Origin of the sequence: Shimia sp. (genome assembly GCF_041624275.1) — a bacterium.
Lineage (GTDB): Bacteria > Pseudomonadota > Alphaproteobacteria > Rhodobacterales > Rhodobacteraceae > Shimia.
In genome coordinates, this window is record NZ_JBFJVE010000081.1 from 1 (window position 1) to 12,506 (window position 12,506).

Here is a 12,506-nt window from a genome sequence, read left to right on the forward strand (position 1 = left end):
AGGTTTATCTTGGCGGGAATGCCGTGATCCTTGATCAGCTTGACCAGGCGATGGGCGTCCTCGTCACTGTCATTCACGCCCTGCAGCATCACGTATTCGAAGGTGATGCGCTCGGAGTTCGACACCTTGGGGTAGCTGGCCAGCGCCTCGAGCAGCGTTTCCATGTTCCAGCGCTTGTTGATCGGCACCAGCACGTCGCGCACCTCGTCGGTGGTGGCGTGGAAGGAAATCGCCAGCTGGCAGCCGATCTCCTCGGCGGTGCGGGCAATCTCGGGCACCACGCCCGAGGTCGACAGGGTGATGCGCCGGCGCGAGAGCTGGATGCCCTCGGGGTCCATGGCGATCTTCATCGCGTCGCGCACGTTGTCGAAATTGTACAGCGGCTCGCCCATGCCCATCAGCACGATGTTGCTGAGCAGCCGGGTTTCGTCCTTGGGTGCGCCGCGTTCGGGCCATTCGCCAAGATCGTCGCGCGCCATCATCACCTGGCCGATGATCTCGGCGGCGGTGAGGTTGCGCACCAGCTTCTGGGTGCCGGTGTGGCAGAAGGAGCAGGTCAGGGTGCAGCCCACCTGCGACGAGATGCAGAGCGTGCCGCGCCCCTCTTCGGGGATATAGACCACCTCGACCTCGTGGCCGCCGGCGATGCGCACCAGATATTTGCGGGTGCCGTCCTCGCTCAGCTGCCGGGTGACGACCTCGGGGATCTCGATGCTGAACTTGGCGTCCAGCTCGGCGCGATAGGCCTTGGCGAGGTTGGTCATCTGGTGAAAATCGCGCACCCCCCACTGGTAGATCCACTGCCAGATCTGGTTGACCCGCATCTTGGCCTGTTTCTCGGGCGTGCCGTTTTCGATCAGCAGCGCCCGCATCGCCTCGCGGGTCAGGCCGACAAGGTTCTGCTTGCCGCCTTCGGGCAGCCTGCGGGGAATGGTTTTCACGTCCTGCGTGACGGGGGCGCTGGCGGTCATGGTCTCGGGGTCCCGGAAAGGAAATCAAGCGGGTGCTTTATAGCATCTTGCCGCGAAAGCAAATAGGCCCGGCTGTGGCCGCGCGGTTCAGGCCACGGTTTTCAGGCTCAGGGCCACCGGCACTTCATCGCCTTTCAGGCAGCGACGCGCGGTGGCGCCTTGGCCGGCCAGCGCCATCAGGTCGGGGAACATGCGGAACAGTTCGTCGCGTGCCTCGGTGTCGAACTGGTCGAGCCTCGCCTCGCCGGGATGGAAGCTTTCGGTCAGCATGCCGTCGGAAAGGATGATCTGGTGGCTGTCCAGCAGCAGGTGGAAATATTCGGGTTCGGGCACGTAAGAGACCTGGCGGATGCCCTTCCAGCCGACCAGATGCCGGGCCGGGATCAGCACTTCGCGCTCGGCGAAATGCATTTCGAAGGCGGCGTCGGCCATCCAGATCCGCTGATTGGGTGAGACATAGAGGTCTCGGGCGGGCATGTTGCGGCCCATCGCGCCGCGCGGAATGCGCACCGGCGCATTGTCTGCCATCCCGTGCCCGCGTGCATCGACACGGACCGATCCGATCCAGCGCAGTGGCACGAAGCCGCCATCGCGGACCACCACCATGTCGCCCGGCCGCAGATCTTCCACGGCGATCTCGCCGCGTTTGGTCGCGATCAGCGTACCGGCCAGAAAGCAGGGGATGAACCCCCCTTGGCCTTGGTCGTGACGGGTGGTTTCGGTTGTAGCGGGCGTTGTCATCAGCGGACTCCACAACAGGGCCCTGACCGGACTGGCCGGTCAGTTTCCCCCGATGTGGCAGTGTGACGAAGTTGCGATTGAGACTCTGGCAGGAGTCGCGGCGGTCCGCCCCGAGGGGCGGCGTGTCAGGTCACTGGCAGCGTTTCTCGGCGTCTTCCACCGCGGCGGTGAAGCCGAGCAGCGAGAAGGTGTCCTCGGTCTTGGTCTTGCGGGTCGATTCCGCGCTCAGCACCGCTTTCGATCCGCGTTTCATCGCGGTGACGATCTTGGCGTCCTCGGCGGTCGAGGCCGGCCAGGCCCATTCGCCCTCGGTGAACAGCTCGAAGCTGGTGCCGTCGATGTCGAGCGTCACCGTCGAGCCGCTGGCAAAGGGATAGCCGCCGGTGAAACCGACCTGTCCCTTGACCCCGACCTCGGGGCGGTGGAACACCATCAGCAGAATGTCGCTGCGGCGCACCGCGACCACGCGGCCTTCCTTGGTGTTGACGCTTTCCTTGGCGGTGCTGACGGCCCAGCATTCCTTGGGCGATTCAGCGACGCAGACGCTCCAGTCGGTGATCTGGTTCGAACAGGGGCTCGAGGCCTGTTCCTGGGCGCTGGCGCCCTGCGCCCAGAGCGCCATGACCGCGCCGCCAATGGCGCCAATCGCATACCGACTCGTCCCGAGTGATCCCATATCACCAGCCTCCAAGCTGTGCTTTTGCCTCTGCCGTCCGGATCCCTGGCGTTGTCGCCTTTTTTCGATCCGAACATTTTATTCTCGATGCAAACACATTAGCCTGATTTGGCCGACCGGGAAAAGACCCGTTGGCACGTTTTTGCCCAAACTCGAGAGGTCCAGGATGGCAAGCCCCGTTCCAATGGTTGAAATCTGGCGCGGTCCGTTTCTGGAAAGCGTGCATAACGGGCATGCGGTGATCTGCGATGCAACCGGGCAGATCGTCGAGGCCTGGGGCGACCCCGAGGCCATCGTGCTGCCGCGCAGCTCGGCGAAGATGCTGCAGGCGCTGCCGCTGATCGAAAGCGGGGCGGCGGATGCCGCCGGGCTGAGCGATGCGCAGCTGGCGCTGGCCTGCGCCTCGCATAACGGCGCCGAGATCCATTCGGTCCGGGTCAAGCAGTGGCTTGCCGATCTGGGGCTGAGCGACGATGATTTCTGCTGCGGCCCGCAGGAGCCCGACGACATCCCGGCGCGCAACGCGCTGATCCGCGCCAATCAGGCGCCCTGCCGGCATCACAACAACTGTTCTGGCAAGCATTCGGGCTTTCTGACGCTGAACCGTCATCTCGGCGGCGATGCGCGTTACGTCGCCATCGACCACCCGGTGCAGAAGGCGGTGAAGGCGGCCTTCGAGGAGGTCACGCAGGAGGACAGCGCCGGCTATGGCATCGACGGCTGTTCGGCGCCGAATTTCGCCTGTTCGGTGCTGGGGATGGCGCGGGCGATGGCGTTTTTCGCCGCCGCCGACCCCGAGGGCGACCGCCGCCAGAGCGCCGCCGCGCGGCTGCACCGTGCCATGGCGGCCTGGCCCGAACTGGTGGCCGGCGAAGGGCGCGCCTGCACCAACCTGATGCGGGCCATGGACCACAAGGTCGCGGTGAAGACCGGCGCCGAGGGGTATTTCGTGGCCATCATCCCGGCGCTGAAGATGGGCGTGGCGCTGAAGATCGCCGATGGCACCGCGCGCGGTGCGGAATGCGCCATCGCCGCGATTCTGATCCGGCTGGGGGTGCTGGACGCGGCCCATCCCGAGGCGCGCAAATACGTCAACGCGCCGATCCTGAACCGCGCCGGAGAGGTCACCGGGGTAATGAAACCGGCCGAGGGGTTTGTCTAGCCGCTCTCGCGGTCACATCTCCATTGCTTCGGCAACCTCGATCGTGCCCGCGCCACCCTCGAGGATCGGGCAGCCCTTGGCCATCTCGCAGGCGGCGTCGATGTCGGGCGCGTTGACCAGCGTATAGCCCGAGACCGGGTTGGCGCCGCCGTTGTCGGCAACGCCGTCGACCGAGACGGTTTTCGACATGCCGGCGGGGTTGCCGCCGTCGATCACCGCCTCGCCCATGCCCTGCATCCAGGCCATCCAGGCCGCCATGACCTTTTCGCCCTCTTCCGGGGTCTCGGGGCGTCCGCCTCCGTGGTAGATATACATGAATTTCGGCATGGTTCTTCCTCCTGTTGCATTGATTTATGGGCCGAGCAGGGCGCCGAGCTTGTTCAGCGACGACGTCCAGCCGGTTTCGTGGTTGGCGCTGATCTCGTCATCGCCCAATGCGCGGTGGTCGATCACCAGCCGCGCGCCGCGCGGGGTTTCCTCGATGGTGAATGTGACATGGCTTTCGGCGCCGCGCCTGTCGGTGTCATCGTGCCAGGCCCATGTGAAGCCCACCGATTTCGGCGGTGTCACATGGGTGACCTCGCCCGACACTTTATAGCGCTGGCCGTCGCCGTTGCGCATGACCGAGAACCACGGGCCGGTGGTGGTGAAATCGAGGGTTTCTTCGGGCACGTCCATGCCTTCGGGGCCCCACCAGCGCAGCAGATCGGCCCGCGAAGTCACCGCCGCAAACAGCCGTTCGGGCGATACCGCGAATTCCCTTTCCAGTCTCAGATCCGTCATTGTGCGTCCTCCGCCAGAAACGTGTCGAGCCGGTCCAGCCCGGCCTGCCAGAAGGCGCGGTGGTCCAGTGTCCAGCGGGCGATGGCCTGAATGGATTGCGGCCGCACCGCGTAATAGCGTTTGTTGCCCTCGGCCCGCTGCGAGATCAGCCCCGCCTCGCGCAGCACCCTGAGGTGACGCGAGATCGCCGGGCCGCTGATCGCGGCATGTTCCACCAGCGCGCCGGCGGGCAATTCGCCGTCCGCCATCAGGCGCTCGACGATGCGCAGCCGCGTGTCATCGGCCAGTGCCGCAAAAGCTGTGCTGAGTTGGGTCATGCCATCTATTTAACCAGAACGTTAAATAGATGGCAAGAAGAGTCTGGACCCTAGCGGGATTCAGGCAAAGTCGGACCTGGCATAGCCCTGCACATAGAGCAGCGCTGTCAGATCGCCGAAGTTGATGCGAATCTCGCATTGGGCCGCCACCGAGGGTTTGGCATGCAGCGCCACCCCGGCCCCGGCCAGTTGCAGCATGCCCAGATCGTTGGCGCCATCACCGACGGCCATCACCTGGTCATGCGTCAGGCCGAGCCGCTCGGTGATTTCCTTCAGCGCCTGCACCTTGGCCTCGCGGCCCAGAATCGGGCGGCCGACGTCGCCGTTCAGCTTGCCGGCTTCGGTCAGCAGCCTGTTGGCGCGGTTTTCGTCAAAGCCCAGCTCGCCCGCCACCTTGGCGGTAAAGGCGGTGAAGCCGCCCGACACCAGCGCGGCATAGGCGCCATCGGCCTTCATGGTGGCCAGAAGCGCCGGCCCGCCCGGCATCAGGGTGATGCGGTCGCGCAGCACCTTGTCGATCACCGATTCATCAAGCCCCTTGAGCAGACCCACCCGTTCGGTCAGCGCGCCCTCGAAATCCAGTTCGCCGTTCATGGCGCGGGCGGTGATGTCCTTGACGCGCTCGCCGACCCCGGCCTCGTCGGCCAGCTCGTCGATGCATTCCTGCTGGATCATGGTCGAATCCATATCGGCCAGAAGCATCTTCTTGCGACGGCCTTCGGCGGGCTGAATGACAAGATCGACGCCCAGCTTTTGCAGATCTTCCCAGACCTGCCATTGGTTGTCGGGTTTCACTTCGATCGCAAACTCCGCGGCCTCGTCCGGTGCCAGCCAAAGGGCGTCACCGCCACCCCAGGCATTGCGCAGCGAGTCGACCAGCGCAGCGTCCAGAGAGGGTTTGGCAGGCGACGTGAGAAGGGTGACATAGAACATGGGAAGTTTCCGATAGTGGTCGTGCGAGGTCGCATTTGGTATTTCAAACGGCGCTATAGACGCATTTTCCCTATTGTGAAACCTCAAACACCCCTCTATGTCCGGCCGTGGGACACCTCTCCCCAACGAGAGGCACTTATCTGTAAGGATAGCATCAATGGCTACTCAGCAACCGGCAGCGCGGCCGGCCAACCCGCGTTTCTCCTCTGGCCCCTGCGCCAAACCCCCCACATTCGATGTCACCAAACTCGCCGACGCCGCGCTTGGCCGCTCGCACCGTGCCGCCATCGGCAAGGACAAGCTGAAGGCCGCGATCGAAGGCACGCGCGAAGTTCTGGGCATCCCCGCAGATTACAAGATCGGCATCGTGCCCGCCTCGGACACCGGCGCCGTCGAAATGGCCCTGTGGTCGCTTCTGGGCGAGCGCAAGGTCGAGATGCTGGCCTGGGAAAGCTTTGGTTCGGGCTGGGTCACCGATGTGGTGAAACAGCTGAAGATCGAGGCCGAGGTGAAAACCGCCGACTACGGCCAGATCGTCGACCTGGCCTCGGTCGATTTCAACAACGACGTGGTCTTTACCTGGAACGGCACCACCGCCGGCGTGCGGGTGCCCAATGGCGACTGGATCGCCGATGACCGCAGCGGGCTGACCATCTGCGACGCCACCTCGGCGGCCTTCGCCATGGACCTGCCCTGGGACAAGCTGGATGTGACCACCTTCTCCTGGCAGAAGGTTCTGGGCGGCGAAGCGGCGCATGGCATGCTGATCCTCAGCCCGCGCGCGGTCGAACGTCTGGAAAGCTACACCCCGGCCTGGCCGCTGCCGAAGATCTTCCGCCTGACCAAGGGCGGCAAGCTGATCGAGGGCATCTTTACCGGCGCCACCATCAACACCCCGTCGATGCTGGCGGTCGAGGATTACCTTTTCGCGCTGGACTGGGCCCGCTCGGTCGGTGGCCTCAAGGGGCTGATCGGTCGCGCCGACGCCAATGCGCAGGCGGTGTTCAACTTCTGCGCCGACAACGGCTGGATCGCCAATCTCGCCGAAGACGATGCGACCCGCTCGAACACCTCGGTCTGCCTCAAGTTCACCGATGACCGGATCCAGGACGGCGCCGCCTTTGCCAAGGCCGTGGCCAAACGTCTGGAAGCCGAGAATATCGCGCTGGACATCGGCGCCTATCGCGATGCGCCCGCCGGTCTGCGGATCTGGTGCGGCGGCACGGTCGAGACCTCGGATATCGAGGCCATGCTGCCCTGGCTGGCATGGGCCTTCGAGGCCGAGATCGCCGCACAAGCATAACGTTCGGTGCGTCCAAGGACGCACCCTACCCCATCCCCGTAGGGTGCGTGATCTCACGCACCACACCCGACATTCCAAAAGGACCAAACCCATGGCTCCCAAAGTACTCGTATCCGACAAGCTCAGCGAAACCGCCGTCCAGATCTTCCGTGATCGCGGCATCGAGGTCGACTTCATGCCCGACCTCGGCAAGGACAAGGACAAGCTGGCCGAGGTGATCGGCCAATATGACGGTCTCGCCATCCGCTCGGCCACCAAGGCCACCGCCAAGCTGCTGGAAAAGGCCGACAATCTGAAGGTCATCGGCCGCGCCGGCATCGGCACCGACAACGTCGACAAGGAAGCGGCCTCGAAAAAGGGCGTGATCGTGATGAACACGCCCTTCGGCAACATGATCACCACCGCCGAACATGCCATCGCGATGATGTTCGCCGTGGCGCGCCAGATCCCCGAAGCCAGCGCCTCGACCCATGCCGGCAAATGGGAAAAGTCGAAATTCATGGGCGTCGAGCTGACCAACAAGACCCTCGGCGTGATCGGCGCCGGCAATATCGGCGGCATCGTCTGCGACCGCGCCCGCGGCCTGAAGATGAAGGTCATCGCCTATGATCCCTTCCTCAGCGCGGAAAAAGCCAACAAGATGGGCGTCGAGAAGGTCGAGCTCGACGATCTGCTGGCGCGCGCCGATTTCATCACCCTGCACGTGCCCTTCACCGAGGCCACGGCCAATATCCTCAGCCGCGAAAACCTTGAAAAGACCAAGAAGGGCGTGCGCATCATCAACTGTGCCCGTGGTGGCCTGGTCGATGAAGAGGCGCTGGCCGATCTGCTGAAATCCGGCCATGTCGCCGGCGCTGCCTTCGACGTGTTCAAAGAAGAGCCCGCCAAGGAGAACGTGCTGTTCAACCTGCCCAACGTGGTCTGCACCCCGCACCTCGGCGCGGCGACCACCGAAGCCCAGGAAAACGTCGCCCTGCAGGTGGCTGACCAGATGGCGAACTACCTGCTGACCGGCGCGGTGGAGAACGCCCTCAACATGCCGTCCGTGACCGCCGAAGAAGCCAAGATCATGGGCCCCTGGATCAAGCTTGCCGACCACCTTGGCGCCTTTGCCGGCCAGCTGACCGACGAGCCGATCAAGGCGATCAACATCCTTTATGACGGTGTCGCCGCCGACATGAACCTCGAGGCGCTGAACTGCGCGGTCATCGCCGGCATCATGAAGCGGGTGAACCCCGACGTGAACATGGTCTCGGCCCCGGTCGTCGCCAAGGAGCGCGGCATCAAGATCTCGACCACCAACCAGGACAAGTCGGGCGCCTTCGACGGCTATGTCAAGGTCACCGTGGTCACCGATGACCGCGAACGCTCGGTCGCCGGCACCGTGTTCTCGGACGGCAAGCCGCGCTTCATCCAGATCAAGGGCATCAACATCGACGCCGAGGTCGGGGCGCATATGCTCTACACCACCAACGAGGACGTGCCCGGCATCATCGGCACCCTGGGCCAGACCATGGGCGAGAACGGCGTCAACATCGCCAACTTCACCCTCGGTCGCGCCGATGTCGGCGGTGAGGCGATCGCCCTCCTGTACGTCGACGAGGCGGTGCCGGCCGAGGCCCGCGCCAAACTGGCCGAGACCGGTATGTTCCGCCAGATCAAGCCGCTGCAGTTCGACGTCAACTGATCCCGAAAGGGGCCAAAAACGACACCGATCGGGTCGCCGCAAAGCAAGTTGCGGCGGCCTTTTCTTTTTCTAATCGCGGGAAACAGGGTTTCAGCCGGGAGACGCCGACATGAGCGCCGCGATTCGTTCCTTTCTTGCCGAGATGGCCGCCGCCTTCGCCGCCGAAAACCGGCCCGAGGCCGCGGAGACCGCCGAAATTCTCGAAGGCGCCAGTTTCACGGCCCGTTGCAGCCTTGCGGAACAGGATAGCCAGGCCATCCGCGCCCTGCTGTTTGCCTCGCCGCATCCCTGCGCCGCGCCGATGGCCGCCGCACATGGCGCCCTGCCCTGGGGGGTCAACCCGGTCGCCCGCATGGTGCGCCCCGAGCATGACGACATCTACGCCGTTTGCGATCTCATGGGCCCCGATTCCCCGGTCCGCTCGGACCACCTGCGCGCCGGGCTTTACTATCAGCGCCCCAACCGCCGCTATGCCCTGCATTCGCACGCGGCCGAGGAAACCTATGTCATCATCGCCGGAAGCGCCCTCTGGACGGCGGGAGACAGCCGAAAACTGCTCGGCCCCGGCGATGCGGTGCACCATTCGACCTATATGCCGCATGCCTGCCAGACCGGCCCCGACGGGGTGATCGCCCTCTGGCGCTGGAACGGCGACATCGGAACCGACAGCTACCGCATTCACGACGGCCACGACGCCTTCGCCGCCTAGGGTCCTGACTCCAGCGTAGCGCTACACATCCTTCACAATGCAGCGATTTGCTTTGCCCATTGCCGACCGCCTCTTTACAAGTCGCGGCAAGCGCATTCGCAAATCCAGAAGCCCGAAGGACCGCAGACGTGACCGCCCCCATCTACGCCGTCGGAGACATCCACGGCCATCTCGACATGCTCGACGCCGCCATCCAGCGGATCACCGATGACGGCGGCCCCGAGGCACAGATCGTCTTTCTCGGCGATCTCGTCGATCGCGGGCCGGACAGCGCCGGGGTGATCGAACGCCTGCGCGCCGGGGTCGCGGCGGGGCGCAACTGGACCGTGCTGCGCGGCAACCACGACCGGATGTATTCCTATTTCCTCGAAGAGCACCCGCGCCCCGACCCGCAGATCCTGCTCGGCATGGACTGGTTCAGCGACCGGATCGGCGGCCGCAGCACGCTGGCCTCCTACGGGATCGAGACCGGCGACGACACGCGCTATTTCCACATCCACGCCCGCGCCCGCGCGGTGATTCCGCAAGCCCATGTCCGCTTCATGGCCGGCCTGCCCGGCCATCACCTGGCGCAGGGGCTGCTCTTCGTCCATGCCGGCATTCGCCCCGGTGTCGCCCTCGAGCGGCAGACCGAGGACGACATGTGCTGGATCCGCCGCGAGTTTCTGGACTATCGCGACCCCCACCCCTGGCTGGTGGTGCACGGCCACACGCCGGGGCAACGGGCCGCGCACAGGGGCAACCGGGTCAACCTCGACAGCGGCGCCGGATACGGCCGCCCGCTGACCGCCGCCGTCTTCGAGGATGACCGGGTCTGGACCCTCGGCGCCCGGGGCCGGGAACCGCTCCTGCCCGAGACGCAGGATTAACCCGGCTTTAACCAAAGCCCCGAAATGGCCGCATTTCCGCCAAGTCCCGGCACCTTTTGCCGCGCAGCCTTTCACGATGGGGGCGTGACAGGTTTAGGAAACACCATGCAAACGACACGCCAAACACAGACCGCGCACCGGGTATCCGGGGCTTTTTCCAAATTCGTCGCCGACGAGACCCAGCGTACCCCGGGCGTCGTCCGCCTGGTTCGCGGCTTCGAGGAGTCGACCCTGTTCCGGGACTTTTCCTACTGAGACTTCAAAAGGGCAGCCGCCGTGATCGCCGCTGCCCTTTTGCTCATCCGCCGCCCTGTTTTCTCTTGCCGCAAGTATCCCGGGGTGAATTGGCCGCAGGCCAAGAGGGGCAGCGCCCCTGCCCCACCCAAGATGCCCTCACCGCCAGTTCAGCACCACCTTGCCCGAGGCGCCGGATTTCATCGCCGCGAAGCCGGCCTCGAAATCCTCGACGTCGAAGCGATGGGTGATGACCCGGCTGACATCAAGCCCGTTTTGCAGCATGGCGATCATCTTGTACCAGGTCTCGAACATCTCGCGCCCATAGACCCCCTTGATGGTGATGGCCTTGAAGACGATGCGCGACCAATCCACCGGCGATTTGCCGGGCGGAATGCCCAGAAGCGCGATCTTGCCGCCCATCACCAGCGCCTCGACCATCTGGTCGAGCGCCACCTGCGCGCCGGACATCTCGAGGCCGACGTCGAAACCCTGGCTCATGCCCAGTTCGTGAATGACATCGCGCAGGTCTTCTTTGGTCACATCCACGGGGCGCAGGCTGGGCACGACATGTTCGGCCAGCTTCAGACGATCCGGGTTCACATCGGTGATCACCACGTTGCGCGCCCCGGCATGGCGCGCCACCGCCGCCGCCATGATGCCGATCGGCCCGGCGCCGGTGATCAGCACGTCTTCACCCAGAAGATCAAAGCTCAGCGCGGTGTGCACCGCGTTGCCCAAAGGGTCGAGAATGGCGCCGATCTCGTCGGGGATGTCATCGGGCAAGGGCACCACGTTGAAGGCCGGCAGGCGCAGATATTCGGCAAAGGCGCCCTGCTCGTTGACTCCGATGCCACGGGTGCCGGGATCGAGGTGGAACTTGCCGGCACGGCTCTGGCGGCTGTCGTGTTCGATCAGATGGCCCTCGCCCGAACAGCGCTGGCCGATCTTCAGCCCGGTCACGTCCCGGCCCAGCTCGACGATCTCGCCGGCAAACTCATGGCCGGTGATCATCGGCACCGGCACCGTGGCGCTGGCCCAGTCATCCCAGTTCCAGATGTGAATATCGGTGCCGCAGATGCCGGTTTTGTTGATCTTGATCAGCACGTCATCCGGGCCGATTTCCGGCACCGGGGCGTGGGTCATCCACAGCCCCTCGCGGGCATGCAGCTTTGACAGCGCCTTCATTTCATTCGTGGTCATTCAATCACCCCACATGCCTTGCCAGCCACTTCAAAGGCTTTCAGCGCCCGGTCCAATTGCTCGCGCGTTAAGGCTGCGTTCATCTGCGTGCGGATGCGCGCCTGACCGCGCGGCACAACCGGGAAGAAGAAGCCCGAGACATAGACCCCCTCTTCAAAAAGCCGTGCGGCCATGTCCTGCGCCAACTGCGCCTCGCCCAGCATGACGGGCACGATGGGGTGTTCACCGGGCAGCAGGTCAAAGCCCAACTTCTCCAGCCCCGCGCGCCAGTATTTCGTATTCTCGAAAAGGCGTGCACGCAGATCATCGCCGTCTTCGACCAGTTCCAGCGCCCGGATGCCGGCGCGCACGATCGAAGACGGCAAGGAGTTGGAAAACAGATAGGGCCGCGCGCGCTGGCGCAGCAGGTCGATCACAGGCTGCGGCCCTGCGATATAGCCGCCGATGGCCCCACCAAGCGCCTTGCCCAACGTGCCGGTCACGATGTCGACCTTAACCCCGTGATGCGCGGGCGTGCCTGCACCTTTTGGCCCCATGAAGCCGGTGGAATGGCAATCATCGACCATCACCAGCGCCTCATATTTCTCGGCCAGTGCGGTGATCTCAGGCAGGTTCGCCAGATAGCCGTCCATGGAGAAGACCCCGTCGGTGGCGATCATGATGAACCGCGCGCCATCCTCGCGGGCCTGTTTCAGCTTGGCCTCGAGATCTTCCATGTCGCTGTTGGCATAGCGGTAGCGCTTGGCCTTGCAGAGCCGAATGCCGTCAATGATCGACGCATGGTTCAGCGCGTCAGAGATTACCGCATCCTCTGGCCCTAATAGCGGCTCGAACAGCCCGCCGTTGGCGTCGAAACAGGCGGCGAAGAGGATCGAATCGTCCTTGCCGAGGAACCCGGCGATCCGCGCCTCGAGCGCG

General features: G+C 64.5%; 15 protein-coding genes. 6 read left to right on the forward strand and 9 right to left on the reverse strand.

The features are described 5' to 3' along the window. The 3 genes from rlmN to ABZD10_RS08130 all read right to left on the reverse strand — a co-directional run. Window positions 1–971, reverse strand: a 971-nt coding sequence (gene rlmN, locus ABZD10_RS08120; RefSeq protein ID WP_372885702.1) for a 23S rRNA (adenine(2503)-C(2))-methyltransferase RlmN, incomplete at its 3' end; no start/stop codon positions are given. Window positions 972–1,058: 87 nt separating this feature from the next. Beyond that, a complete protein-coding gene (locus ABZD10_RS08125; RefSeq protein WP_372885704.1) occupies window positions 1,059–1,712 on the reverse strand; it encodes a Hint domain-containing protein in 654 nt (217 codons plus the stop codon). 130 nt (window positions 1,713–1,842) lie between these two features. Next, complete coding sequence (locus ABZD10_RS08130) at window positions 1,843–2,334, reverse strand: invasion associated locus B family protein (RefSeq protein WP_372885705.1); 492 nt, start codon at window positions 2,332–2,334, stop codon at window positions 1,843–1,845. A 220-nt stretch (window positions 2,335–2,554) separates the two neighbouring features. Between ABZD10_RS08130 and ABZD10_RS08135 the strand changes: the two genes are divergently transcribed. Further along, entirely contained in the window at window positions 2,555–3,550 is a 996-nt protein-coding gene (locus tag ABZD10_RS08135; RefSeq protein WP_372885706.1) for an asparaginase, read from the forward strand. Window positions 3,551–3,562: 12 nt separating this feature from the next. On the opposite strand, the gene ABZD10_RS08140 is transcribed toward ABZD10_RS08135, so the two are convergent. The 4 genes from ABZD10_RS08140 to serB are packed head-to-tail and all read right to left on the reverse strand — an operon-like array spanning window position 3,563 to window position 5,583. Further along, window positions 3,563–3,877, reverse strand: coding sequence for a YciI family protein (locus ABZD10_RS08140; protein WP_372885707.1), 315 nt, complete (start codon window positions 3,875–3,877; stop codon window positions 3,563–3,565). 24 nt (window positions 3,878–3,901) lie between these two features. Next, on the reverse strand, window positions 3,902–4,333 hold the full coding sequence (locus ABZD10_RS08145) for an SRPBCC domain-containing protein (RefSeq protein WP_372885709.1): 432 nt from the start codon (window positions 4,331–4,333) through the stop codon (window positions 3,902–3,904). Further along, window positions 4,330–4,650: an ArsR/SmtB family transcription factor gene (locus ABZD10_RS08150; RefSeq protein WP_372885710.1), complete on the reverse strand. Its 321-nt coding sequence runs from the start codon at window positions 4,648–4,650 to the stop codon at window positions 4,330–4,332. Before ABZD10_RS08150 ends, ABZD10_RS08145 begins: the two co-directional genes overlap by 4 nt. Before the next feature lie 60 nt (window positions 4,651–4,710). Continuing rightward, on the reverse strand, window positions 4,711–5,583 hold the full coding sequence (gene serB / locus ABZD10_RS08155; protein WP_372885711.1) for a phosphoserine phosphatase SerB: 873 nt from the start codon (window positions 5,581–5,583) through the stop codon (window positions 4,711–4,713). A 157-nt stretch (window positions 5,584–5,740) separates the two neighbouring features. Here serB and ABZD10_RS08160 point away from each other — a divergent pair, with 157 nt between their 5' ends. The 5 genes from ABZD10_RS08160 (at window position 5,741) to ABZD10_RS08180 (ending at window position 10,406) form a co-directional block, all read left to right on the forward strand. Next, window positions 5,741–6,886, forward strand: a complete 1,146-nt coding sequence (locus ABZD10_RS08160) for a phosphoserine transaminase (RefSeq protein ID WP_372885712.1) — start codon at window positions 5,741–5,743, stop codon at window positions 6,884–6,886. Window positions 6,887–6,977: 91 nt separating this feature from the next. Continuing rightward, entirely contained in the window at window positions 6,978–8,573 is a 1,596-nt protein-coding gene (serA, locus tag ABZD10_RS08165) for a phosphoglycerate dehydrogenase (RefSeq protein ID WP_372885713.1), read from the forward strand. A gap of 109 nt (window positions 8,574–8,682) precedes the next feature. Further along, window positions 8,683–9,282 carry a dimethylsulfonioproprionate lyase family protein gene (locus tag ABZD10_RS08170; protein ID WP_372885714.1) on the forward strand — a complete coding sequence of 200 codons (600 nt, stop codon included), beginning with the start codon at window positions 8,683–8,685 and terminating at the stop codon, window positions 9,280–9,282. 128 nt (window positions 9,283–9,410) lie between these two features. Beyond that, on the forward strand, window positions 9,411–10,151 hold the full coding sequence (locus ABZD10_RS08175) for a metallophosphoesterase family protein (protein ID WP_372885715.1): 741 nt from the start codon (window positions 9,411–9,413) through the stop codon (window positions 10,149–10,151). A 105-nt stretch (window positions 10,152–10,256) separates the two neighbouring features. Continuing rightward, window positions 10,257–10,406 (forward strand): hypothetical protein, encoded by a 150-nt coding sequence (locus tag ABZD10_RS08180; protein ID WP_372885716.1) that lies wholly within the window; start codon window positions 10,257–10,259, stop codon window positions 10,404–10,406. A gap of 138 nt (window positions 10,407–10,544) precedes the next feature. On the opposite strand, the gene tdh is transcribed toward ABZD10_RS08180, so the two are convergent. Together tdh and ABZD10_RS08190 are read right to left on the reverse strand one after the other, a co-directional pair. Then, window positions 10,545–11,573: an L-threonine 3-dehydrogenase gene (gene tdh, locus ABZD10_RS08185; RefSeq protein ID WP_372885719.1), complete on the reverse strand. Its 1,029-nt coding sequence runs from the start codon at window positions 11,571–11,573 to the stop codon at window positions 10,545–10,547. Window positions 11,574–11,584: 11 nt separating this feature from the next. Beyond that, on the reverse strand, window positions 11,585–12,506 hold a 922-nt coding region (locus ABZD10_RS08190), incomplete at its 5' end, for a glycine C-acetyltransferase (protein WP_372885717.1).